We start from the raw sequence: 24,312 nt of genomic DNA, 5'->3' as shown, positions 1-24,312 counted from the left end.
AGCGGAGAAAGCACGGCGCCGGTGGTGAAGCAACCCGTCGTGACCGCTGTTACCCGTCAGGGTTTTGCGTGGAGCGCCGCGGAGACTCCCACCGACCTGGAATCCATACGTATTGGACGCCGTCGTCGTGCCAGGCGCCCGGGATCCAGAGCATGCCCGGCGCAGGCGGCGCCGTCTTGATCTCCGGCAGGGGCGGAGGCGCGCCCTGACCCCGCGCCGGGGTCTCCGGTGTGCCGGCGACACACGCCGCGAGGAGGAAGCTCGAAAAGAGGGCGAGCGAGCGGGCTGTTCGATTCATCCGTGAAGCACCATCGCCCAGACGTCGTAGAGGGCGTGCGTCCAGACCGCAGGCGCGAAGCCGCGGAACACGTAGATCGCCGTGAGTACCAAGCCGCAGACGGCGCGGAAGACGAACGATTGGACGTCAAAGGAGTCGCCGAGCGCACCCACGTAATGCCAGGCCGAGAACGCGACCGCCGCGACGCCGGCCCAGAGGAGCGTGAACACGAGGCGCCGGACCCCAGGGCCGAAGATCGCCTTCACGACGAGCGCGCCGAGGCCGAAGATCCCAGCGCGGAAGGCGATCTCCTCGTAGAAGCCGGCGCCCATCGACATGACCACGCCCGAGAAGACGCCGCGCGTCTCGACGCTCGGGCCGAGCGTGAGCGATCCGACGACGTACGAGGCGGCAAACCGCATGAGGATCGCGTAGAGCGTGCCTTCGAGGGCGATGAGCGCGAAGCGTTTCCCTTCGAGCGCGCGCTTCTGCCCCGTGGCGGCGAGGACCACGACGAACGCGATGCCGATCGCGACCGTGAGCCCCGCGTACGTGGGCAGGCTGTTCTTCGCGAGGGCCGAGAGCTCGGCCGTGACGGGATCGGCGGCGTTCCGAACGGGGAGGAAGACGACGCCGAGGTGGTAGAGGAGAAAGATGGGGAGCGTCAGGCCGAGGTCGGTCCAGGCGTCGCTTTTCTCCGGGACTTTCCCCGGTTCTTCCTTCGCCTTCGCCTCGTCCGCCATCAGGAGGGCCTCAGCCGGTAGACGATGAACACGACCTCGGCGACCCAGATCATGATGTTCATCATGAAGGGGACGTCACGCAGGATCTCCTGCGTGGGGCTCTCGGCCTTGGGGCGGCTCACGACGAGCTGGAGGAACCGGATGACGCCGAAGAGCGGGTGAATCGTGGTCGCCCAGAGCCAGGGGTTCTGGAAGAAGCGCTGGGTGTCGTGGTCGAGCGTGTACGCGAGGTAAGTCGCGATCGTGGCGATGCCCGTGGCCGCGAGCGCGAAGGTGAGCGCGCGGGGCGAGTACGCCTCGAGCGCAGCGCGCTGCTTGCCGGCGTTCGCCGCCGAGGCGAGCTCGTGGCGGCGCTTGCCGAAGCCGAGGAAAAGCGCGAGGAGCGCGGTGCACCCGACCATGAAGCCCGAGATCGGCGTGTTCGTCGCGAAGCCGCCGGCGAGGACGCGCAGCACGAAGCCGAGGGCGATGAGGCCGACGTCGACATACGCGATCTTCTTCAGGCCGAAGGAGTAAGCGACGTTCTGCGCGAAGTACGCGACCGCGACGATGAAGAACTTGATCGGCCCGAGCAGCGCGCCGCCGAGCGCGGTGAGGACGAGCGCGACCGCCATCGTCTTGGCGAGCGAGACCGGGACCTGGCCGCTCGCGATCGGCCGGAAGCGCTTCACGGGATGCACCCGGTCGGCCTTCGCGTCCACGATGTCGTTCATCGTGTAGACCGCGCCGGCGAGGAGGCAAAACACGCCGAACGCGCCGATCGCGCTCTTGATGATCGACGGGTGCGTGAGGTGCTTGGCAAAGACGACCGGCGCCAGGACGAAGAGGTTCTTCACCCACTGGCTCGGCCGAACCGTGCGGATCATCCCGCGGATCCGCCAGAAGACGCTGCCCTGTTTGGAGGGCGGGATGAGCGGTGTCGGCTCCGAGAGCGGCGCGCTCGCCCCGGGTAACTCCAGGGCAGCGCCGCCCGGAGACGGGGTCAAGGCGAGCGCGTCAGGCTCTCCAGAGGAGGCGTTCCGACGCTCGTCGTCATCGTTCGAAGGGGCCCGAGAAGGACCGGGGACGGCCACGACGGCGGAGCATACATGCGGCCCGGGGGTCGGGCCACACGCCTCGCCGAAAGGAAGGGCGGCAGGGGCCGAGAGCCGGGAAGGATCGGCGCCCCGGTACCCCACGCTCCAGAAATCAGGAGGTTACCCGAGGCGCCTCCGATGATCGTGCTAGCATCAGCCCCAATGACGTCGGCGCTCTCGATCGCGCGGGAAACGACGCCCGTGCTCCAGGAGCTCCGCTCCGCGGTGGAGCAGGCCCTCGAAGGAAAGCCCGAAGCCGTGGAGCTCGCGCTCATCGCGCTGCTCGGGCGCGGCCATGTGCTGATCGAGGACGTGCCCGGCGTCGGCAAGACGACGCTGGCGCGCGCCCTCGCGAAGGCCGTGGGCGGCGAGCTGCGGCGCGTGCAGTTCACGAGCGACCTCCTGCCGAGCGACGTGCTCGGTGTGAGCGTCTTCGATCAACGCACGGGGCAGTTCGTGTTCCGGCAAGGGCCGATCTTCGCGAACATCCTGCTCGCCGACGAGATCAACCGCGCGAGCCCGCGGACGCAGTCGGCGATGCTCGAAGCGATGAACGAAGGGCAGGTGTCGGTCGACGGCGTGACGACGCCGCTGCCCGACCCGTTCTTCGTGCTCGCCACGCAAAACCCGCAGGACTTCGCAGGGACGTTCCCGCTGCCGGAGTCGCAGCTCGACCGGTTCATGGTGCGCATCCGGCTCGGTTATCCGCCGCCGCACGTGGAGATGCGGCTCCTGCTCCAGGGCGGCGACGGCGACCGGATCAAGGCCGTGCCGCAGGTGCTCGAGCCGTCGGCGCTCGTCGCGCTGCAGCGCGAGGTCGATCGGGTGGAGCTCGACGCTTCGCTCGCGACGTACCTGCAAGCCGTGCTGTCGGCGACGCGCGCGAGCCCGACGCTCTCGCTCGGCGCCTCGCCCCGCGCCGGAATGAACCTCGCCCGCGCCGCGCGCAGCCGCGCCGTCCTGCACGGGCGAACCTACTGCATCGCCGACGACGTCCACGACCTCGCGGTGCCCGTGCTCGCGCACCGGATCCGCCTCGCCGCGCACGCCGAGGGCTACATGCCGAGCCGCGACGAGTGCGAGAACGCGGTGCGGGACATCGTCGCGCGGGTGCCGGTCCCGCTCTGAGCGAGGCGCGCATGGTGGCGGACCGGAGGCAGGCCGAGTCGCTCGCCGTTCGAGGCGACAAACCGCCCCGGGACAGCCGCGTCACGCGGCCGGAGGCGACGCCGCTGCCCGTGCCGCACCCGCTCGCGCCTCTGCCCGGCGCCCCGGCGGCGCCGCGCCCGGAGAACGCGCTCACGCGACTCTGGCGCTCGTTTTTCAGCTTCAAGATGCCGCGGCGGCTGAAGTTCACCCGCGAAGGAAAATACTTCGTGGGCATCACGCTCGGCGTGGGCTTCGCGGCGATCAACACGGGCAACAATCTGCTCTACCTGCTGCTCGGCATGCTCCTGTCGCTGATGGTCGTGTCGAGCGTGATGAGCGAGCTGTCGCTGCGGACGCTGACGGTGACGCGGAGGCTGCCGACGCGGGCGCAGGTGGGTCGTGCGCACCTCGTGGAGATCGAGGTCTACAACCACAAGAAGCGCATCCCCTCGTACGCGATCGAGGTCGAGGATCTGCGCGCCGGGCAGCCCGCGGACAAACGCTGCTTCTTCCTGAAGATCAGCCCGTCGAGCGCGCAGGTGGCCGCCTACCGGCGCACGCCCGCGCGCCGAGGCCGCGACCGGCACACGGGCTTCCGCATCGCGACGCGTTTCCCCTTCGGGCTGTTCGAGAAATCGCGCGAGGTCATGGCGGACGGCGAGCTCGTGATCTATCCGGCCGTCGATCCGGTGCGTTTGCCGCCCGAGGATCGGGGCCGCGCGCTCGGCGGCGTGGGCACCGCGGGGCGTGGCACGAGCGACGAGACGTACGCGCTCCGGCCGATGCGCGAGGGCGACGATCCGCGCGACATCTACTGGCGGAAGAGCGCGATCACGAGCCAGATGGTCTTGCGCGAGCGGGCGCGCGAGACGCGGCCCGACGTGCGGCTCGTGATCGACGTGGTGCGGCCGAAAGGCTCGGGTGACGCGTTCTCACAGCAGTTCGAGAAGCGCATCCGCGAGGTGGCCTCGCGCGCCGTGGCCCACATCAAGCGCGGCGACGGCGTGGTCGTCGCGACGAACCTCGGCGAGGAGGCGCGCGGCGACAGGAACATCGGATCCGACCGGATCCTCCGGTTCCTCGCGCTGCTCGACGCCGTCGACGAGGATCGGGTGCAGGAGATCCAGGAGCGCCGCGGGCTTTCGCGGGGCGGTCCCGCGCGGACGAGCGGAGGGCACGCATGAGGTTCGGGCTCGTTCACCGGGTGATGACCGACGCGCTCGCGGTGCTCGGCATCCTCGCGCTCCTCGCGAGCGGGCAGTTCGGGCCCTGGGTGAGCGGCTCGCTCATCGGCGGGCTCGTCATCGCGCTCCTGATCCGCGACGTCTGGGAGAAGTACCCGGCGCTCAAGCACTTCGACGCGATCACGCTGATCGGCGTGCTCGCGCTGCAGATCGGGCGGCTGCTCTTCGACGCGAACGCGAACGTGCTCGACGTGGTGATCGAGTTCGCCGCGGCGCTGCAGATCATCCGGCTCGCGACGCGCAAGGGCGCGGCGCACGACCAGCAGGTGATCGTCCTCGCGCTGCTGCACCTGATCTCGGGCACGGTGCTCGGCGGAGGCCTCGGCTACGGGCTCTGCTTCCTCGGCGTGATCATCGTGGCGCCGGGCGCGCTCGTGCTGAGCCACCTCCGGCGCGAGGTCGAGGGCAACTACCGGCAAGGCGCGCGTGACCGCACGGGCCTGCCCGTCGACGTGCCGCGCATCCTGCGCTCGCGCCGCGTCGTGGGTCGCACGTTCCTCGGCGTGACGTGCCTGCTCTCGGTGCCGATCTTCGTCTTCACGGCGATGCTCTTCGTGCTCTTCCCGCGCGTCGGGCTCTCGCTCCTGCTCCTGAACCGCGGGCACTCGGGCCGCGTGATCGGGTTCTCGGGCCGCGTCGACCTCGGCGAGGTGGGCGTCCTGCGCAGCGATCCGACGCTCGTGATGCGCATCGAGATGCCGAACCTGCCCGACCCGCCGCCCGCGCGGATCCCGCTGCACCTGCGCGGCGCGGCGCTCGACGCGTACGACGGCCGCACGTGGACGCAAAGCGAGACGTGGAAGCGCGCGACGGAGACCGAGGCAGGGATCATTCCGATCGATGATCACTGGCCCGACTCGGCGCTCGATCCGGTGATGCGGGTCGACCTCGAGCCGATCGATCCGCCCGTGATGTTCCTGCCGCCGTACGCCTCGGGCCTCCGGCTGCGGACGCGCGCGACGGTGGCGCCCGAGCCGCAGGCACTGGCCTTCAAGGGCCCCGAGGGCGAGCTTCGCTACCAGCCCATCGACGACCGCGGCGTCAAGTACGACATCTTCCTCTCGCGCAAGAAGACGCCCTCGTTCCGCAAGCTCCCGAGCGGCGAGCGCTGGAAGTACCTCACGCTGCCGCGGAACATGTCGGACCGGATCCGCAATCTCGCCGCGGACTGGACGAAGGACGCGAAGACGCCGCTCGACCGGGCTCGCTCGATCGAAAATCATTTGAGGACCGAGTATCGGTACGATCTCGCCTCGCCGTCCGGCAAGGATCCGCAGCCGCTCGATCACTTCCTGTTCGAGTCGAAGCGCGGGCACTGCGAGTTCTACTCGACCGCGATGGCCATCATGCTGCGCACGCTCGACGTACCGACGCGCAACGTGACGGGCTTCGTCGGCGGCAGCTACAACCGCTTCGGCCGGTTCTACGCCGTGCGCCAGGGCGACGCGCACTCGTGGGTCGAGGCGTGGATCGACGAGTACGGCTGGCTCACCTTCGATCCGACCCCGCCCGCCGACGCCGCGCCGAAGAGCGAGATCGTGGGCGTGTGGGCCTACCTGCGCGACCTCATCGAGGCCACGAGCCAGCGCTGGGATCGGCACGTGGTGAGCTACGACCTGAGCCAGCAGGTGGGGCTCTTGAACAGCCTCACGTCGCGGTATCGGCGCGGCGGATCGAAGAGCACGGGCGGACCGCGGGGTCGCGCGGGGCTGCTCGTCGTGGCGGCGGTCGTCGCGACGGCCGGCGGCGCGGCGCTGTGGCTGCGGCGGAAGAAGCAACGCGCGGCCGCGGCCTCGCGCGCGGCGGATCCTCGCTCGGCGAGCGCGGTGCTCGCGACGTCGCTCTACGAGCTGCTCGACGCTGCGATGGGCGCGCGCGGCGTGGGCCGTTCTCCGAGCGTGCCGCCGCTCCGGCACGCGCAGGCGCTCGTGTCGATGTCGCATCCGCTCGCGGAGGAGGTCCTGGAGCTCACCGAGATCTACCTCGCGGCGCGGTTCGGCGGCGTGACGATCTCCGACGAGGACCGGCGGAGCTTCGAGCGGCGCGTGAAGGCGATCCGTCAGCCGGAACGACCGAGCCAGCAGGCGATGACGTTGCCTGCGTCTTGAGCGGATCTTTCGTCAGGGCGCGCGTGACGCCGAAGGACCCGGGCGGCGCGGGGCGCGCGCGTTCGCGGCGACCATCATCGCCTTCGCCAGGATGACGTGCTTGACCGAGGCGCCCGTGAGGCCCACCTCGCCCGGCGCAAGACGACCGACCTCGTCGAGGAACGCCTGCGCCGCGTCGTGCTCACCGAGCATCGAGAGCACCGCGCTCTGATCCCGGAGCGTCCCCGCCACCACGGTCGACGTCGCCGTGTCCGGCACGATCGGCGCGGCGATCGCCGCCACCACGCGCTGGATCGGCTGAAGCGAGGCGGCCGTCGAGAGCTTGCGATCCGAAGGCCCGAGCGGCTGCGGCGCATACTCCAGCCAGCATCCGTCGACCGTCAGGTGCGAGACGAGCCGCCGTGGCCAGGTCCGCTCGATCTCCGCGTGCAGCGGCCGCACGTCGGCGAGCTTCGACAGCGCGTACTCGCTCGGCTGCCCCGAGATCGCGTAATCCCGGAGGAGCGGCTCGATCTCCGGCTCCACCGCGAGCAGGCTGAGCGCCACGCGCCCGCGATGCAAAAGCCGCTCGGGCACGATCAGCACATCGGGGCGCTCGCCGCGGAGCAGCCGCGCCGCCCAGAGCCGGAACGCGAGCGCCGGCGAGCGCACGAGGATCGCCGAGCTCGGCTCGAGCCTGCCGAGCGCGCCGTCCGTCCACTCCTCGGCCGCGAGCTGCTTGCCACGATCCGCGACGTATCCCGCCTCCTCCGACGAGAGCGCGACGAGCGTCACGTGAAAGACCACGACGAGCACCGCGCCGCTCTTCGCCATCGGCAGGCGCAGATCGAGCAGCTTGCGCGTCACCCAGCAGACGCCGAGCGCCGAGCACACGGCGAGCGCGGCCACGGCGAGCGCGCGGACCGGCGTCATCGGATCCGCATAGAGCGCGGCGAACGCGCGCGCGGGGATCAAGGTGTCGAACGCGACGAACGCGACGAGCGGCGCGACGAGCCCACGCGCGCCGGGCGCGAGCAGCGAGACGACCGCGCCGCCGAGCGCGATGAGCAACGACGCCACGCCGACCTCGCGCGCCCACGCGGCGAGGCTCGAGAGCCGCGGCCCGGCCACGTCGAAGCCCGTGAGATCCGCGGCCGACAGCGCACGGCCCACGTCCGCGAACGCCCGCGGCGCGAGCGGCCGGACGGCGAGCGGCACGAGCAAGAGCAGCGCGACGGCCGCCATCGACGCGAACGAGATGGCCACGAGCTTGCGCGACGGGATCGGCGACGGCGTGATCCCCGCTGACTTGCCGAACGGCAGCCGCTCGACGATCGGCGTCGCGAGCACCGCGAAGACCGCCGCGAACGCAGACGGCGGGCTCTCCGCGAGCGTCGCCCCCGCGAGCGCGCCAAAAAGCGCGGCGCCGCGCACCGCGTCCGTGCCTTCCGACCGGAGCGCCGAGGTCCCCGCGAGCAGCGTCCCCAGCGCGAGCGCGACGGCGATCATCGCGCCGCCGCCCACCGTCGCTTCGCGTTGCCACACCGGCGAGAGCGCGGCCGTCAGCGTCCCGAGCGCCGCGAGCCCCGAGGCGAGCGTCGGCCCGGCGCCGAGCGCTCGCAAGAGCCGCCGCGCGAGACCAAAGAGCAAGATCGACGCGACTCCGAGCGCGATCGCCCCTCCGAGCGCGGCCCGAAACGTCCGTGGCCCGAGCGGCAAGAGGCCGAGGGCCTGCGTCAGCGGCGTCGACGCGCCGCCTCCGACACCCACCGCGAGCAGGCCGAGATCACGCAGCGCTGGTAGATCGTCTCTCCACTGACCGCTGCCCGTGGCTCGCGTGAGCGCGAGACCGAACGGCAGCGCCACGGCCACGAAGCGCAGGGCACGCTCGTGCCATGCGAGGCGGGTCTCGGCGGGCGCGGGGAACGAACGAGGCTTCGGCACGGCCGTCTCTCGTGCCAGGGACCACCGGAGACGGCCAACTTTCGGGCCGACGCGCCCCGCCCTCGCCCGACCGCTGGTCGGAGCGGTACGATTTACGGTTTTTCGCTGCGCGAATCTCCGGCAGCCCGAGTTAGGCTTGCGCCGCCCACATGGCAAGCGCGGCGCGTGTCCTGGTCATCGACGACAGCCCGACCATCCTGAAGGTCGTCAGCGCCATCCTGGCCCGCAACGGCTACGAGCCCACCACCGCCCGCGACGGCGCGGCGGGGCTCGAGCTCATCCGCAAAGGCCCGAAGTTCGACCTCGTCCTGCTCGACTTCGTGATGCCCCGGATGAACGGCTACCAGTTCTGCCGCGAGCTTCGCTCGGACGCGACGCACCGCACGTTGCCCGTCGTGCTGATGAGCGCGAAGGGCGACAAGATCCGTGGCACCTTCGTCCAGCAAACGGGCGCGGTCGACGCGATTACAAAACCCTTCGACGCGCGCGCGCTCGTCACCGTGGTCGAAGGCGCGCTCGCCAAGACCGCCGAGGGCCGCTCGCCGCGCCCCGTCCCCGAGGGCCAGAAGATGCCCGAGGAGGAGTTGCTGCCGGCCGAGAGCATGCGCCCGAGCATGCACATCCGGCACGCGCGGCAGCGCGCCAGCGTCGAGTTCGCCCAGCAGGTCGCGAACGCCGTCGTGCCCGCGATCCTCGCCATCTCGCCGCAGGACCGCGCGAGCGAGGCCGCGGTCATGGCCGCCGTCGCTCGCGCGATGACGCCCGACATCCTCGCCTCGCTCTCGCTCACGGTGAAGGACCTCGACCCGGGCGACGGCGTCCGCGAAGCGATGAGCGGCGACCTCTCGGTCGTGGCGCTCGCCGAGATCCTCCAGGTGCTCGGCATGCAGCGCCAGACGGGCGTCCTGCACGTCACGAACAACCGCACCTCGATCACGATCTCCATGCGGCAAGGGCAGATCGACTTCGTGCAGTCGCGCGGCGCGACCGAGGAGTACCGCCTCGGCCGGTACTTCCTCGAGAAAGGCGCGCTCACGCGTGACGATCTCGAGGCGCTCCTCGCCGATCTCCGCGGCTCGAAAAAGCTGCTCGGCGAGGAGGTCGTGGCCCGCGGCATCGTCACGCGCGAGGAGCTCGTCGACATCCTGACGAAGCAATCGAGCGAGCTCATCTACGACATGCTCCGCTGGCCGTACGGGCGCTTCTCCTTCACGAAGGAGCCGTTCCGCCCCGAGGCCGACATGGCGAAGCTCACCCTCGGCGTGAGCGCGCTCGTGCTCGAAGGCTTCCGCCGCGTCGACGAGTGGCGGCTCATGGAGGGCACGATCCACTTCGATCAGGTGCTCGTGATCGATCAGTTCGCGCTCGAAGGACTCTCGCCCGGCCAGCTCGCGCGGCCCGAGCGGCTCGTGCTCGACGCGGTGAACGGGCAGCGCACCGTGAGCGAGGTCGTCAAAGAGAGCACCGTCGGCTCGTTCGACGCGGTGAAGATCATCTACCAGTTCTTGCAGTCGCGCGTCCTTCGCACGAGGTAGGCGCGGCAGGGGGAGAGGCGTGTGCGACGCGGGGGCGTGCTCGTGAGGGTCTCGGTCGCGAAGGATGGGCGCTTCGTGCTCGTGCCGGCGGAGGTCGTGCGCGGCGTCTTCGTGCTCCACTCGATCACGCCCGTCGAGGGCCTGCGCAAGCCCGCCGCGGGGATCGCGCTCGCGAACGGCGAGGTCGTCACGGTCCTCTGCATCGACGAAGAAGGGCTCTCGCCGTCGGCGCAGAACGAACGCACCACGGCCGTCCTCTGCGACCTCGGCGGCGAGCCTGTCGCGATCGTTGGACGTGCAATCGTTTCGTCGGGGCTCTACGAAGAAGCACGCGCCGGGTTCGTTCGTGCAGGCGAGACGGACGCCGCGATCCTCGACGTCACGGCCCTCCGTCGCGAGGCCGAGGAGGCGATCTGGACGGCGCGCACCGCGGTGCTCCGCTCGCCGGAGGCCGCGTCGTGAGCGCGCCGCGCAGGCGCAGGTGGATCGACGTGCTCCGGCGCGCGGCCGAGCCCGCGAGCGCGCCCGAGGCATCGGCGGACATCGACACCGCGCTCTGGTCGGCGCACGGCGAGGCGCAACGCGCCGTGACCGAGGCGGCCGAGGGCGCGCCGCGCTTGATGGAAGCCGTCACGCGGCAACGCGCCTCGATCGAGGGCGTCTCCGAGCGCGCCGGCGCGATGGCCGCGCACGCCGAGGGCCTCACGCTCGCGGCCACGCGCGTCGCGGATCTCTTCGAGCGCCTCAGCGTGGTCGCGCTCAACGCGGGCCTCGAAGGCGCGCGCACCCCCGAGCCGCAAGGCAAGGCGCTGCTCCTGCTCTCCGAGGAGATCCGCACGCACGCCGCGCGCGGCGCCGACGCCACGCGCGACCTCGTCACGGTCGTCGAGGAGATGGCCGCCGAGACGAGCCTCATCCGCGGCGAGCTCGCGAACGTCCTCGTGGCCGCCGACGAGACCGGCGGATCCGCGCGCGCGCTCGGCGACGCGGCCGGACGCGCGGGCCTCGCGCTCGCCGACGTCGAGCGTCACCTGCGCCGCGCCACCGGCATCGATCCCGAGGTCGCGCGGGCTGTCGCGCTCGCGGCCGAACATGCGCGCGGCCTGCTCTCCGCCCTCTCCACGCTCCGCGCCACGACCCCTGCGCGCCCGCTCCTGCTCGGCGCGCTTCGTCCCGTGCTCGCGCCTCTCTCGCGCCTGCTCGGCGAGCTCGGGGACGAAGGTCGCACAGGGGAAGCCTCGCCCGGATCGCCGCAGGGCGACGACGGTGGGGCCTCGCCGTGACGGCGGATCGCGAGCTCACCCGCCTCCTCTTCGAAGAGATCCAGCGCCACGCCCCTCTGCTCGAAGGCGACGGGCTCGACGACGCCCCGCGCCGCGCGATCCACGCGCTGAAAGGTTCGGCCGGCGTCGCCGGCGAGCGCGCGCTCTTCGAATCGCTCGCGCGGATCGAGCGGCGCCTCGTCGACGGCGACGCGACGGCCCTCGTCGATGCGCGCGCCGTCCTCTCCATCGCGGGGGAAGCCCTCGCCGCGGGAAGGCCCATCCCCGCGCCCGCCTGGCCCGAGCCGCCGTGGGACCTCCGCGGCCGCCCCGCGCCGCCCGAGAAACGCGCGCGCTACGCCGCGGAGATGACCGATCGCCTCGCGCGCGTCGACGAGCTCCTCGCGGGCGAACTCCCCGAGCCGCACATCATCGCCGGCATCTTCCGCGAGGTGCACGCCATGAAGGCGGCCGCGCTCGCGGCCGGCGACGACGCCACCGCGTGGTTCTGCCACGGCCTCGAAGACCGCGCGCGCGACGCGAACCGCAGCGACGTCGAGGCGCGCCGGGCCATCGCCGAGATCGCGCGCTGGCGAGGCCTCCTCGGCGAGCTCGTCGCCGCGCCCGATCGTGCCGTCGAGGTCCTCCGCCGCCTCGCGTACGGCGCTCGTTCGAGCACGCAACCTCCGCCCTCCTACAGCTCCCCGGAGACGGCCCCGCACAGCGCTCCCGAGCCCTCGCTCGATCCTCACGCCGCGCGCCTCTCCGGCGAAACCCTCCGCGTCTCCACCGCGGCTCTCGATCGCCTCCTCGATCGTGTCCGCTCCCTCGAGCACGCCGAATCCGCCATCGCCGCGGCGGGCCGCGAGCTCGGCGTCCTCGCCACCCGCGCCCGTCGTGTCCGCAGCTCGCTCGCGGAGACCCGCGGCCTGCACGATGCCCTCCCTCGCCGCGAAAAGCGCCTCCGCAAGGCCACCGCCGCCGTCGCCGCCCTCTCCGACGCCCTCGACGCCGAGGCCGCCACCCTCCTCGGCATCGCCGAACGCTCACGCTTCGAGGCGGCCTCCGCGCATGCCGACATCGCGCTCATGCGCACCACGCCCGTCGCGACCCTCTTCGATCGTGTCGTCTCTGCGGCGATCGCGCAGGCGCGCAGGCTCGGTCGTGACGTCCGCGTCCTCGCGCGTGGCGGCGAGACCCTCGTCGATCGCCGCGTCGCCGAGGGCCTCTTCGACCCGCTCCTCCAGCTCGTCCAGAACTCCATCGTCCACGGCATCGAGCCCGAGACCACGCGCGCGCACCTCGGCAAACCCCTCGCTGGCCGCGTCGAGCTCTCCGCCGAGCAACGCGGCGCCTCGCTCCGCATCGTCGTGCGCGACGACGGCTCCGGCGTCGACATCGAGCGCGTCCGCTCGCGCGCGGCTTCGCGTGGCGCCATCGCTCCCGCGCGTGCCGTCTCGGCCGATCACAAAGCGCTCCTCGGCCTCCTCTTCGTCCCGGGCTTCACCTTGCGCGAGAACGTCGACCTCCTCGCGGGCCGTGGCCTCGGCCTTGGCCTCGTGCGTGAGTCCGTGCGGCGCCTCGGCGGCACCGTGCGCCTCGCGAGCCGCCCTTCCGAGGGCCTCACGGCCACCCTCGACGTCCCGCTCGAACGGGGCCTCGTGCGTGTCCTCTGGGTCCGCGCGGGCGAGGCCGTCTATGCGATCCCTGCGCGCCTCGTCCGCCGCGTCTCCTTCGGCGTCGACCTCCCGAACACGCTCGCCTTTCCCCTCGCGGCGTGCGTCCGTGGCCTCGGCGCGCTCGAGACCGGCGAGGCCCTCGGCCCCGACGATGGCCCTTCGTATCTCCTCGAGCTCGATCCGGGCCGCGAGGACGAACCTTCCTTCTTCATCTCGGTCACGTCCGTCGGCGAGATCGAGGACGCCTCGCTGCATCCCGCGCCGCCGCTCGTCGCGCTCGCGGGCCCGTACAACGGCGCGATCGTGCGCGGCGACGCCGTGCGCTTGTGCCTCGACGTCCACGCGCTGGCGGAGCTCGTGTACCTCATCCAGGGACGGCGCGCGCCCTGACGCGCTCTTCGTTCCTGTTCGTTCGTGGCTGGCGGAGAGAGAGGGATTCGAACCCTCGGATCAGTTTCCCGATCGCACGCTTAGCAAGCGTGTGCCTTAAGCCACTCGGCCATCTCTCCAGCCTCCAGACGACGTGCCCATGGGCCGCGACCGCTTGGTCGGACGGCCCTGGACGCGCGCCCAAAGCGCCACCGAGGTAGCACGGCTCCTCCTCCCGAGCCAACCCCAAACGGGAAGGGCTCTGCGTTTCCGGTGCTTTTTGTTTCGGATGGGGCTCCTGGTCAGCGTGCGGCCCTCGGCGCCCGGCCGCGGAGGATCAACGTGAGGAGCGACTTGACGTCGCGGTGCGCCTCGATCGGATGCCGCAGCGGCTTGTCGGCGTGCACCTCGTACAGGTTCCGCCGCCCCACCCGCGATCGCGACACGAACCCCTCTCCTTCCAGGTCCGTCACGATCCGCTGCACCGCGCGCTCCGTGATCCCCACCCGCTCGGCCACGTCGCGTAGCCGCACCTCGGGATCCTCGGCCAGACAGAACAGCACGTGCGCGTGGTTCGTCAGGAACGTCCACCCCGAACGCTCTTCGGGCGACGCCGCGCGACGCGAACGCCGCGCCCTGGCCGCGCTCCCCGACACGCGACGTACCTTTCGTGTTTTCTTGATCATGCACGACCGGCGCTCGCCCTCGGGCGCGCCGTCCCCCGGAACCGAAATGGTAGGTCATGAATCGGGACGACGCCCATCACCTCCGCGCGCTGCACGTCCCCTCTCGCCTTGGCGTGTCCCCTTCCCTACGGAACCGTCGAAAAGACTTCCGTTCTGCGGCGCGCCCGGGGTCTACTCGAACCCGGGCCGCCTGGGAGGTGCCGCATGGCCGATCGCAAGGACATGCCTCATGTGGTGATCGTCGGGGGAGGATTCGGCGGGCTCAACGCCGCCATGTCGCTCGCGGGCGCGCCCGTCCGCGTCACGCTCGTCGACCGCACGAACCACCACCTCTTCCAGCCCTTGCTCTATCAGGTCGCGACCGCGGGCCTCTCGCCGGCTGACATCGCCGTCCCCATCCGCTCGGTCTTCTCTCGCCAGCGGAACGTGCGCGTCCTGCTCGCCGAGGCGACCGGCGTCGACCTCCCGGGCAAGCGGCTTTTGCTCGACAAGGGCGAGCTCCGCTACGATTACCTCGTCCTCGCCGTCGGCGCGACGCACAACTTCTTTGGCCACGACGAGTGGGCCACGCACGCGCTCGGCCTGAAAACCCTCGACGAAGCGCTGCGCATTCGCGAGCGCATGCTCCTCGCCTTCGAGGGCGCCGAGCGCACGACCGACCCCGAAGCGCGCAGGCGTCTCCTCACCTTCGTCGTCATTGGCGGCGGCCCCACCGGCGTCGAAATGGCCGGCGCCTTCTCCGAGCTCGCGACGCACGTCCTCTCCAAGGATTTCCGCGCCATCGACCCTTCGTCGACACGCGTCGTCCTCGTCGAGGCCGGCCCGCGCATTCTCGCGGCGTTCCCCGAGGACCTCGGAAAACGCGCCGAGGCCCAGCTCGCCTCGCTCGGCGTCACCGTCGAAAAAGGGAGGCCCGTCGCGCGCATCGACGATGATGGCATTGCGTTCGGGGACGGCACGCGCATCGACGCGGCCACCGTCGTCTGGGCGGCGGGCGTCCGCGGCACCAAGCTCTCGCGCGCCCTCGGCGCCGAGCTCGATCGTGGCGGCCGGGTCAAGGTCGACGCGGATTGCTCCATCCCCGGCCACCCCGAGGTCTTCGCGATCGGCGACATGGCCGCTTGTCGCGACAAGAACGGCGTCGACGTCCCCGGCCTCTGCCCTGCGGCCATTCAGCAGGGCAAATACGTCGCGCGCACGATTCGCGCCGAGGTCCGGGGAAAACCGCGCGAGCCTTTTGCTTACCTCGACAAGGGCACGATGGCCACGGTCGGCCGCAAGCGCGCCATTGCCATGATGGGAAAACTCGAGCTCGCGGGTTTCCTCGCCTGGCTCGCGTGGATGGCCGTCCACGTCTTCTTCCTGATTGGCTTCAAGAACCGCTTCCTCGTCATGTTCAACTGGATCTGGCAATATTTCACGTGGAAGCGGGGCGCGCGGCTCATCACCACCCATACCGGCGTCGAGCCGAAGCTCCTGCTCGCCGCCGCGCCCGACGGCCCCGTGCCCTCCTTGCGCACGGCCGACTCCGCCACCTCCCCTTCGAGGTCCTGACGGCACGTCCTGGGCGGAGAATGGCGCTCCCCTCCTTTCGCGCCGCCGCCAGGTCTCCAGGTCTCCTCGTCGCCTGGATATTCGCCGCAATGACGCAGCCTTGCTCACCGCGGAATCGGGTTGAAAGCCGAACTTCCCCGGCTAAATAGTATCGGTATGAATTGACGCGGGGGCAGGTGGCCCGGTGCGTCGCGGACACGCGTGCGCCGCGCATATGCGCGCGCGTGGCCGAGCCTTTCCATCGATCGCGAAGGGCCGCGCGAGCTTCCGCGTCGCTTACCGCTCGTGCATCGGAGCGCGCCGTCGCGCACGGCGCGACTCCGTCCCGCCCATGGCAATCGTCCCACGGAAGCGAGGTATACTTTCCATGAATCGAAGGAATGGCTTCAATTATGCGACGGGCCTCGTCTCGGTGATGATCCTCGCTGGCTGCATGGATTTCGGCCACGGCGAGGACGTGGAGACCTCCCGGTACAACCTGATCGCGCCGCCCGTGACCTGCCCCGATCGCGATTTCGATGGAATCTGCGACAGCCTCGACAACTGTCCCGACCACGAGAATCCAGACCAGAAGGACAGCGACGGCAACGGCGTCGGCGACGTCTGCGATTGTCCGGACATCGACGGTGATTTCATCTGCAACGCCGTGGACAACTGCCCCGCCTGGAAAAACCCCGACCAGAAGGACAGCGACGGAGACGGCATCGGCGACGTCTGCGACGCGGCCTGTCCCGACATCGACGGCGATAAAATCTGCAACGAGGACGACAACTGCCCGGCGTGGGGCAATCCCGATCAGAAGGACAGCGACGGCGACGGCGTCGGCGACGTCTGCGAATGCGCGGACGCCGACAAGGATAAGATCTGCGACCCGGACGACAACTGCCCCCATCACGCGAATCCGGGCCAGGAAGACGTGGACATCGACGGCCTCGGCGACGCCTGTGACGCCTGCGCCGACGCGGACGGCGACTCCCTTTGCGACTACCAGGACAACTGCCCGGGCGTCTTCAACCCCGATCAAGTCGACAGCGACGCTGACGGCCTCGGCGACGCCTGCGACGCGCCTCCGCCCCCGCCCCCGCCTCCGCCTCCGCCCCCGCCTCCTTGCTCGGACATCGACGACGACGGCATCTGCGACCTCGAGGACGCTTGCCCGGAGAACCCGAGCCCGACATGCGAATGCGTCGACAAGGACCGGGACTACATCTGCGACCAGGACGACTTCTGCAAGTTCACGGTCATCCCGGAGGTGTCCGTGCCGGCCATCTCGCTCTGGTACAACCGCTATGCTCTCGTCGACGGCGACCCCATCTTCGACACGGGCGGCATGAAGGGCCAGCCGGCGCCGCGCATTTACACGCTCGAGGACACGCGCGGCTGCTCCTGCGAGCAGATCATTCAAGCGCTCGGCCTCGGCCAGGGGATGATCAACCACGGCTGCAGCATCACCACCATGGAATTCTGGATTTCCCAAATGCACTAGTGATCGCGCAATGCAGCGCGCGCCCGCCTGGTCAGTCCGATGACCACCTCCCGCTCCATATCGCGGGCCCCCTTCCCGATCCTCCAGACAATCACCAAAGCGACGGGAAAAACCCCGGCGTTCCCGACGACCGCGGCTTTTCGCCGACGGAGCGGGTTCGTCGCGACTTTGCGCTCTGCTTCGGGTGATCCGTCAATCCAGCGGCGTGTTCCCTCCTCGCCTCGACCTCCCGATTTCTCCTTGATGACCGCCGCTCCGTGGTGAATAGTGCGGCACGAATTCGACGCGGGAACGGTGCTCCTGATTGTTCCGGCCTCCGTGCGGGTGGGAAAACCGCGCATGGAGGGGACTCTGCCACCACCGTCCCCACGCGTCGCGCGTTCCGCCCACGAACATCGGGGGAGAACAGCGCAATGGTGATTTCGTGGGTCGAGCGAGCGCCTTCCTCCGAAGCGGGGTGCCGGGCTCGGCCATGAGCGTTCCCGTACGAACAAGAGGGGTGGGTCTCGACATGAAACGAACCAATGGCTTCCACTACGTGACTGCTTTCTTCGCCACGCTCGTCGCCGTGGGCTGCATGGAGTCTTCGCGCCGCGAGGACGAGGTCGTCGGGAACGCGGAGGGACAGCTCATCGCGGCTTGCGCGGACAGCGACGGCGACGGCATCTGCAACGCCGACGACAACTGCCGGAACGTTGACAATTACGATCAGGAAGACAGCGACGGCGACGGCGTCGGCGACGCCTGCGACAACTGTTCCAACACGTCGAACCCCGGCCAGACGGACACCGACGGTGACGGCACCGGGGACGCGTGTGAAATCGTTGCCTGCGCCGACTCGGATAAAGACGGCGTGTGCAATAGCGCCGACAACTGTCCCAACACGCCGAACCCCGGCCAGCTGGACGCCGACGAGGACGGCGTCGGCGACGCCTGCGACAACTGTCCCAACGACCCGAACTCCGGCCAGGCGGACAAGGACAAGGACGGCACCGGGGACGCGTGTGAAATCGTCCTCTGCGCCGACTCGGATAAAGACGGCGTATGCAATGACGTCGACAACTGTCCCTACGACCCGAACCCCGGCCAAACGGACTCGGACGGTGACGGCAAGGGGGACGCGTGCGACCCTGTCGTCGTCATCGGCTGCACGACGGACGCGGATGAAGATGGCGTCTGCGACGACGACGACGACTGCCCGGGAACGGTACCGGACACAGCGCCTGGCGGCCTCAAACCGAACCACGCGATCTGGACGCACGGTGACGAATTCGACGTCGGTCCGCTGGGGAACGGCAACCCGTCCAACTTCTCCTACACCATCGAGGAGACCAGAGGCTGCTCCTGCAAGCAGATCCGCATTGCGCTCGGCGTTGCCATCAACAGCAAGGGCATCGACAAACACGGCTGCCCGCCCGGCATCATGCAGCAATGGATCAACAAGGGCCCGTGATTCGCCGATAACGCAATCGCAGCCTCCGCCGACGAACCGCTGCCTCCCCGGCGAGCGGTCGCCCCCATCGTCACGCGATTCGATGGAGCGATGGGAATCGTCCAGCGCCCCCCTCCGGGAAATCCCTCCATCGAGCGGGCTCTCCCTTCCTCGCTTTCACCTCCCGAAATCACCTTGATGGTCACCCCATCGTGGTGAATAGTGCCCGCACGAATTCGACGCGGGTCGGGGTCCTTCACGATGCCCGGCCCTCGCGGGGCGTGCGCATGCCGTCCGCGGAGGGGTTCTGCCGTCACCGGACCTGCGTCGCGCGTTTGCCCCGTGCGTCGGGACAAATAGCGCACTTGCGTTTCGACTTCGTACGACAAGAGGGGTGCATTTCGCATGAAACGAAAGAATGCCTTCTACTCCTTGACCGCCGTCTTGACGACGCTCATCGCAGTGGGCTGCATGGAATCCGTGACCCCCGAGGACGAGGACCAGGAGCTCGGAACGGCCGAAGGTCGTCTGGACTGCAAGGATACCGATTACGATTACGTCTGCGATACCTACGACAACTGTCCTTACCTGGCGAACAAGTACCAGGAAGACGCTGACTACGACAAGGTCGGCGACGTCTGCGACAATTGCAAGTACGCGAAAAACCCCTACCAAGAAGACGCCGATTACGACGGCGTCGGCGACGCTTGCGACAACTGCAAGTACACGAAAAACCCGGACCAGTACGACGCCGATGGCGACGGTGTCGGCGACGCGTGTGACAACTGCCCGGCCACCGCGAACCCCGACCAGAAGGACAGCGACGGCGACGGCAGAGGCGACGCCTGCGATAACTGCAAGACCGTGGCGAACCCCGACCAGGCGGACGTCGACGGCGACTACGTCGGCGACGCCTGCGACAACTGCCCAGGCACGGCCAACCCCTACCAAGAGGACGCCGATTACGACGGCGTCGGCGATGCCTGCGATAACTGCAAGTCCAAGCCGAATCCTTACCAGGAGGACGCCGATTACGACGGCGTCGGCGACCTCTGCGACAACTGCCCAGGCGCCAAGAACGCCGACCAGTACGACATCGACGGCGACTATGTCGGCGACGCCTGCGACAACTGCAAGGACAAGCCGAACCCCTACCAGGAGGACGCCGATTACGACAAGGTCGGCGACGTCTGCGACAACTGCGTCTACGTGGCGAACCCCGCCCAGAAGGACGCGGATTACGACGGCACGGGGAACGCCTGCGAGTACGATTGCACGGGCGACACCGATTACGACGGCGTCTGCAACAACGTCGACGAGTGCCCGTACTCGACGTACGACACGGCCACCGAGGGCCTGAACCCGAACCACTCCATCTGGAAAGGCGGCAAGGCGTTCACGACCGGTGCGCCGAATGGCCCGAACTTCTACTTCACCATGAAGGACACCGCGGGCTGCTCCTGCGCGCAGATCATCGACGAGCTCAACCTCGGCGCGGGCCACGAGAAGCACGGCTGCAGTCCGAGCGCCATGCAGGACTGGATCCAGTCCGTGTACTGACGCTCCCCCCTTCCCGCCGAACCGACGCGCGGGGCGCGCAATCGCCGCCCCGCGCGCCTTTCACCCGCGCGCCCGCGCCGCGAGCGCGATCCGCCCGAGCTGGGCCACGTTCGGCGGCCCGCCGACATCGTCGAAATGCGTCACCCAGCGCCACTCCTCGAATTCGTCGTTCGGCTGCACGACGTCGGTGTCCACGTCGGCGACGAACACGAAATTGAGGTGGATCCCCTTGCTCCCGGCCGGATGCTCCTCGTACCCGATGAACCCGGGCGGCGTCCCGTCGACATCGCTCACCACGGGGAACCGACCGACGAGCCCCGTCTCTTCCCGCAGCTCGCGCGCGGCCGCTTCGAGTGGCGTCTCGTCCGGCAGCATCTCCCCGCCCGGCGGCAGCCAGATACCGAGCCGCCGATGACGAATCAAGAGAATGCGCCCTTCATATCGCGGATACACGGCAACGGAAAATGCGCGGCGGGTCATCTTTTCGTCCCCTTCACTTTCCGTGCACGACCGTCGCGGCGCAATGCCCTTCGAGCACGGGTTTTCCCCCGGAGAGCGCTCGCTCGACGCACGCCTTCACCTTCGGGCTGCCTGCCGCCTGCACCTCGGTCACCTTCCCGCCGCGCGCCTTCCATACCACGCGCGTCTCCGTCCCGGCCGGCGCGCAGGCGTCGAGTGCCTTCTTTTGCGGCGACATCCACGCCGTCACCAGCACCGCCCCGAGCAGCGCCATTCCACCGCCCTCGGTCTTGCACTGGATGTCCTTCGCAACGAGCCCGTCCGCCTCGAGTTGCCCGATCGACAGATTCGCGCCCGGCACGTCCGACGCCGCCGCCGCGGGTTTGTCCTCGGTCGTCGCGGACGGCTTCGGGCTCGGCGCGTCCTCGCTCGCCGCGGGGCCCTCCCCGGGCTCCGGCCCGTGATCGGCCTCGGGCGGCGGAGGCGGCGCTTCCTCGCGCTCCGCGGCGCTGCTCGACGGCGGCAGCTCCGGCGGCGGGGACGACGCGCTCTCGCCGCCGCAGGCGGGGAGCAGACTGGCGGCGACGACCAAAACGATCCCGTTGGTACGAATGTTCATGCGTGCGTCCGCAGCCTACCAGCCGGGACCATCCTCGGGCCATCCCCTCCTTTTGCCGTGGATCTCCCCGATCACGCCTGCAGCTTCGCCACGAGGTCCGAGAGCGCCCCTTCGAGCTCCTCGATCTTCACCGGCTTCGTCAGGTACCGGGAAAAACCCGCCTGCTCGGCGCGCCTGAGATCTCGCTCCATCGCCGACGCGCTCAGCGCGACCACCGGGATCGCGCGGGTCTCGGGCGAGCTCTTCAGATGCTCGATCGCCTCGAACCCGTTCATCCCGGGCAGGTTGATGTCGAGCACCACGATGTCGGGCCGATGCGCGCGGGCGAGCTCGATCCCGATCTCCGCCGTCGGCGCCGTCAGGAGCTCGAACGACTCCAGCGTCGCGAGCAGCTCCTGCATCAGCGCGAGGTTCGCCGGGTTGTCCTCGATGTAGAGCGCCTTGTATCTGCGCCCCTCGGGCGATGCGAGATCGCGGTGCGCGGGCGTGCGCGGCGCGGACGACACGCGCTCCTCGGGCGTGATCTCGAACGCGGGAAACTCCACCCAGAACTCCGAACCTTTGCCCGGCGTGCTGTGCACCCCGACGCGACCGCCCATCAGCTCGACGAGCCGCTTGACGATCGCGAGCCCGATCCCCGTCCCCTCGATCGAACCCGTCTCTTGCCCGAGCCGATGAAACGGCTGGAACAGCTCGGCCTGCCGATCCGCGGGGATCCCGATACCCGTATCGGACACCGTCACGCGCACCTCGCCGGACGCCGTCACGCTCGCGATGAACGACACGTGTCCGGCCGCGCGGTTGTACTTGATCGCGTTCGATCCGAAGTTCAGGAGGACCTGGGAAAACCTCGTCCGATCCACGCGGATCTGCGGCAGATCGGGCGGCGGCGGCATGAGCGCGAGCGTCACGCCTCGGCTCTGCGCCATCGGGCCGAGCGTCACGGACACCTCGCGCAGCACCGCCTCGACGTCCACGGGCTCGACCGAGATCGGCACGCGACCGGACTCGATCCGCGCGAGATCGAGCACCTCGTCGATGAGCTGCAAGAGGTGCTCGCCGCCGCGCAGCACGTGCTTCAGGTACCCGAGCTGTCGCGCCGTGAGCTGTGGACTCTTGTCGCGCCCGAGGAGCTGCGCGAAGCCCAGGATCGCGTTGAGCGGCGTGCGCAGCTCGTGGCTCATCGACGACAGGAACTCGCTCTTCGCCTTGTTCGCCGCGTCGGCCGCGCGCTTCGCCTCGGCGAGCTCGTCCTCGGCGCGTTTCCTCGCCGAGAGGTCGAGGATCACGGCGCGGCTGCGCACGAAGCGCCCCGAGGCGTCCTTGATCGCCGTCGAGCTGAGCAGCCCCGGAAACGTCGAGCCGTCCTTGCGCCGGAACGTGAACTCGATATCCCGCACCGAGCCGCGCTCCTTGAACACCGGAAACGCCTCGAGGAACACCGCGTACGACTCGCTCGTGAGCACATCCTCGAACGAGAGCACGCCCTCGACCTCGTCCCGCACGTACCCCATCCACAGGAGCCACGTCGTGTTCACCCTCGTGATGCGCCCGCTCTCGTCGAGCGAGTGCAGCGCGTACGGCGCGTGCTCGTACAAACTCGCGGCGTCGCGCAGATCGCCCTCCAGATGCGCCGCCCGCGAGACCGGCGTCGCGGTCGCGACGAACCGCAGCTCGCCGGCCTCGTCACGCACGGGGAACACCGTGCCACGAAGCCACGAAGGGCCTCCGCTCGGGCCCTTGCGCGCGATGGCCCCGGTCCACGTCCCGCCGGCGCGCAGCGTGGGCCAGAGCTCGTCCATCATGCCGCCTTCCCCGGCGAACAGCGCTTCGAGCGACTGGCCGACGAGCGCTCCGCCCATCACCTCGGATGAACGTTCGCTCGCGTAGAGCACCACGCCGCGCGCGTCCGCGACGAGCAGCACCGCGCTCTGCCGGAGCACGCGGGCGAGCAGCGCGTCAACGTCCATGAGGCAACTTGAAGCAGAACACCGTGCCTTGCGCGGAAGGCTCGATCCAGATCGACCCGCCGTGCGCCTCCACCGCGAGCCGACAGAACGCGAGCCCGAGCCCTCGACCCAGGCGCGCATCGTTTGCCGTGTGCGCGTCGAGCTGCACGTACCGATCGAAGATCCGCTCGCGCATCGACTCCGGGATCCCTGGCCCAGTATCGGCCACGCGCACGACCACGGACGGCCCCTCGCCGGCCGACACGCCGATCGAGATCGGCGCGCCGCGCGGCGCGTAGCGGAGCGCGTTGTCGACCAGGTTTTCGAAGACGCGGCGCACGAGATCGGCGTCGGCCTCGATCTCGGGCAACCCGCTCGCCACCTGCACGAGGATGCTCTGGTCGCGCTCTGCGGCGCGCACGCCGGCCGCGTTCGCCACCGCGACCGCCATGGCGCCGACGTCGATGGAGCTCCGGCGCGGATCGAGCTTGCCGTCGTCGGCCTTGCCGATATCGAGCAGGTTGAGCACGAGCCGCTTCATCATCTGCACCTCGTGCACGATCCACACCGCGCTCTCCTTCGCCTCCTCGGACAGCGACGCATCGCGCGCGAGAAGCTGCGCGTGCAGCTCGATCGAGCTCACGGGGTTCTTGAGGTCGTGCACGACGAACGACACGAGCTGCTCCTTCTGGAGCTGTAGCCGCACGAGATCGTCGCGTTGCTTTCGGATCACCCGGAAGTGATCGTGCAGCTCCACGCTGAGCCGCCGGATGCGCAGGAGCGTGTGCACGCGCGTCACGAGCTCTGCGGGGCGCACCGGCTTCGTGAGGAAATCGTCGGCGCCGACACGGCTCGCGCGGTCGAACGTCTCGAGGTCTCGGAGGGCCGTCAAAAACACGACGGGCGTCTCGGTCCCGCGCGGCAGGGCGCGCAGCCGCGCGCACGTCGCGAACCCGTCGAGCCCGGGCATACGTATGTCGAGCAGCACGAGATCGGGCGCTTCGCGGACGAACACCTCGAGCGCCTGCTCCCCCGTCGTCGCGATCACGACGTCGTAGCCCTCGAGGCGCAAGGTCTCCTCGGCCAGGACGCGGTTCGGCTCGTTGTCGTCCACGACGAGCACTTTCGGGGGCGGCGGCGCATGCATGTATCGAAAAATACGCACGGCTCCGGGGTCCGGGTCAAGCGAGCATTCATTGGAG

Annotated in this window: 20 protein-coding genes and 1 tRNA gene; 11 read left to right on the top strand and 10 right to left on the bottom strand. The window is 69.7% G+C overall.

Annotated elements, in window-relative coordinates; all coding sequences use genetic code 11:
- Positions 1 to 49: 49 nt before the first annotated feature.
- The 3 genes from QHF83_RS15860 to QHF83_RS15850 are packed head-to-tail and all read right to left on the bottom strand — an operon-like array spanning position 50 to position 2,006.
- On the bottom strand, positions 50 to 298 hold the full coding sequence (locus tag QHF83_RS15860) for a YXWGXW repeat-containing protein (RefSeq protein WP_282418669.1): 249 nt from the start codon (positions 296 to 298) through the stop codon (positions 50 to 52).
- Positions 295 to 1,020 (bottom strand): CPBP family intramembrane glutamic endopeptidase, encoded by a 726-nt coding sequence (locus tag QHF83_RS15855; protein WP_282418668.1) that lies wholly within the window; start codon positions 1,018 to 1,020, stop codon positions 295 to 297. The genes QHF83_RS15860 and QHF83_RS15855 overlap by 4 nt, the downstream gene beginning before the upstream one ends.
- On the bottom strand, positions 1,020 to 2,006 hold the full coding sequence (locus QHF83_RS15850; protein WP_282418667.1) for a decaprenyl-phosphate phosphoribosyltransferase: 987 nt from the start codon (positions 2,004 to 2,006) through the stop codon (positions 1,020 to 1,022). Before QHF83_RS15850 ends, QHF83_RS15855 begins: the two co-directional genes overlap by 1 nt.
- 252 nt (positions 2,007 to 2,258) lie before the next feature.
- Between QHF83_RS15850 and QHF83_RS15845 the strand changes: the two genes are divergently transcribed.
- Genes QHF83_RS15845 through QHF83_RS15835 form a run of 3 tightly spaced genes read left to right on the top strand, consistent with a single transcriptional unit; the run spans position 2,259 to position 6,597 of the window.
- Complete coding sequence (locus QHF83_RS15845; RefSeq protein ID WP_282418666.1) at positions 2,259 to 3,224, top strand: MoxR family ATPase; 966 nt, start codon at positions 2,259 to 2,261, stop codon at positions 3,222 to 3,224.
- 11 nt (positions 3,225 to 3,235) lie between these two features.
- Positions 3,236 to 4,429 carry a DUF58 domain-containing protein gene (locus tag QHF83_RS15840; RefSeq protein ID WP_282418665.1) on the top strand — a complete coding sequence of 398 codons (1,194 nt, stop codon included), beginning with the start codon at positions 3,236 to 3,238 and terminating at the stop codon, positions 4,427 to 4,429.
- Complete coding sequence (locus QHF83_RS15835; protein ID WP_282418664.1) at positions 4,426 to 6,597, top strand: DUF3488 and transglutaminase-like domain-containing protein; 2,172 nt, start codon at positions 4,426 to 4,428, stop codon at positions 6,595 to 6,597. The genes QHF83_RS15840 and QHF83_RS15835 overlap by 4 nt, the downstream gene beginning before the upstream one ends.
- 12 nt (positions 6,598 to 6,609) lie before the next feature.
- On the opposite strand, the gene QHF83_RS15830 is transcribed toward QHF83_RS15835, so the two are convergent.
- Positions 6,610 to 8,520 (bottom strand): hypothetical protein, encoded by a 1,911-nt coding sequence (locus QHF83_RS15830; protein WP_282418663.1) that lies wholly within the window; start codon positions 8,518 to 8,520, stop codon positions 6,610 to 6,612.
- A gap of 149 nt (positions 8,521 to 8,669) precedes the next feature.
- Here QHF83_RS15830 and QHF83_RS15825 point away from each other — a divergent pair, with 149 nt between their 5' ends.
- From QHF83_RS15825 to QHF83_RS15810, 4 genes are read left to right on the top strand one after another with little or no spacing between them, the layout of a single operon-like run.
- A complete protein-coding gene (locus QHF83_RS15825; protein ID WP_282418662.1) occupies positions 8,670 to 10,055 on the top strand; it encodes a DUF4388 domain-containing protein in 1,386 nt (461 codons plus the stop codon).
- 21 nt (positions 10,056 to 10,076) lie between these two features.
- Positions 10,077 to 10,517: a hypothetical protein gene (locus tag QHF83_RS15820; RefSeq protein ID WP_282418661.1), complete on the top strand. Its 441-nt coding sequence runs from the start codon at positions 10,077 to 10,079 to the stop codon at positions 10,515 to 10,517.
- Positions 10,514 to 11,338, top strand: coding sequence for a methyl-accepting chemotaxis protein (locus QHF83_RS15815; protein WP_282418660.1), 825 nt, complete (start codon positions 10,514 to 10,516; stop codon positions 11,336 to 11,338). Before QHF83_RS15820 ends, QHF83_RS15815 begins: the two co-directional genes overlap by 4 nt.
- Positions 11,335 to 13,386 carry an ATP-binding protein gene (locus tag QHF83_RS15810; RefSeq protein WP_282418659.1) on the top strand — a complete coding sequence of 684 codons (2,052 nt, stop codon included), beginning with the start codon at positions 11,335 to 11,337 and terminating at the stop codon, positions 13,384 to 13,386. The genes QHF83_RS15815 and QHF83_RS15810 overlap by 4 nt, the downstream gene beginning before the upstream one ends.
- A gap of 29 nt (positions 13,387 to 13,415) precedes the next feature.
- Here the strand turns inward: QHF83_RS15810 and QHF83_RS15805 are convergent.
- Positions 13,416 to 13,505, bottom strand: a tRNA-Ser gene (locus tag QHF83_RS15805).
- Positions 13,506 to 13,667: 162 nt separating this feature from the next.
- Positions 13,668 to 14,051, bottom strand: a complete 384-nt coding sequence (locus QHF83_RS15800) for a MarR family transcriptional regulator (RefSeq protein WP_282418658.1) — start codon at positions 14,049 to 14,051, stop codon at positions 13,668 to 13,670.
- Between the two features lie 204 nt (positions 14,052 to 14,255).
- On the opposite strand from QHF83_RS15800, the gene QHF83_RS15795 reads away from it, so the two are divergent.
- The 4 genes from QHF83_RS15795 (at position 14,256) to QHF83_RS15775 (ending at position 20,083) form a co-directional block, all read left to right on the top strand.
- Positions 14,256 to 15,605 (top strand): NAD(P)/FAD-dependent oxidoreductase, encoded by a 1,350-nt coding sequence (locus QHF83_RS15795; protein WP_282418657.1) that lies wholly within the window; start codon positions 14,256 to 14,258, stop codon positions 15,603 to 15,605.
- Between the two features lie 367 nt (positions 15,606 to 15,972).
- The gene (locus QHF83_RS53465) at positions 15,973 to 17,091 is read left to right on the top strand and encodes a thrombospondin type 3 repeat-containing protein (RefSeq protein WP_348980447.1); all 1,119 of its coding nucleotides are present in this window, start codon (positions 15,973 to 15,975) and stop codon (positions 17,089 to 17,091) included.
- A gap of 511 nt (positions 17,092 to 17,602) precedes the next feature.
- A complete protein-coding gene (locus QHF83_RS15780; RefSeq protein WP_282418656.1) occupies positions 17,603 to 18,544 on the top strand; it encodes a thrombospondin type 3 repeat-containing protein in 942 nt (313 codons plus the stop codon).
- Between the two features lie 384 nt (positions 18,545 to 18,928).
- Positions 18,929 to 20,083 (top strand): thrombospondin type 3 repeat-containing protein, encoded by a 1,155-nt coding sequence (locus QHF83_RS15775; protein WP_282418655.1) that lies wholly within the window; start codon positions 18,929 to 18,931, stop codon positions 20,081 to 20,083.
- 60 nt (positions 20,084 to 20,143) lie between these two features.
- On the opposite strand, the gene QHF83_RS15770 is transcribed toward QHF83_RS15775, so the two are convergent.
- The 4 genes from QHF83_RS15770 to QHF83_RS15755 all read right to left on the bottom strand — a co-directional run bounded on the left by QHF83_RS15770 (position 20,144) and on the right by QHF83_RS15755 (position 24,275).
- Positions 20,144 to 20,563, bottom strand: coding sequence for an NUDIX domain-containing protein (locus QHF83_RS15770; RefSeq protein WP_282418654.1), 420 nt, complete (start codon positions 20,561 to 20,563; stop codon positions 20,144 to 20,146).
- A gap of 13 nt (positions 20,564 to 20,576) precedes the next feature.
- Positions 20,577 to 21,161 (bottom strand): hypothetical protein, encoded by a 585-nt coding sequence (locus QHF83_RS15765; protein ID WP_282418653.1) that lies wholly within the window; start codon positions 21,159 to 21,161, stop codon positions 20,577 to 20,579.
- Positions 21,162 to 21,232: 71 nt separating this feature from the next.
- Positions 21,233 to 23,131, bottom strand: a complete 1,899-nt coding sequence (locus QHF83_RS15760; RefSeq protein WP_282418652.1) for an ATP-binding protein — start codon at positions 23,129 to 23,131, stop codon at positions 21,233 to 21,235.
- Positions 23,121 to 24,275: a hybrid sensor histidine kinase/response regulator gene (locus tag QHF83_RS15755; protein WP_282418651.1), complete on the bottom strand. Its 1,155-nt coding sequence runs from the start codon at positions 24,273 to 24,275 to the stop codon at positions 23,121 to 23,123. The genes QHF83_RS15760 and QHF83_RS15755 overlap by 11 nt, the downstream gene beginning before the upstream one ends.
- Between the last annotated feature and the right edge of the window lie 37 nt (positions 24,276 to 24,312).

This window comes from Polyangium sp. 15x6 (assembly GCF_029960785.1).
In the GTDB taxonomy this organism is placed as follows: Bacteria; Myxococcota_A; Polyangia; order Polyangiales; family Polyangiaceae; genus Polyangium.
The sequence above is the reverse complement of the archived record's forward strand: the minus strand, read 5'-3'. Positions and strand labels throughout refer to the sequence as shown.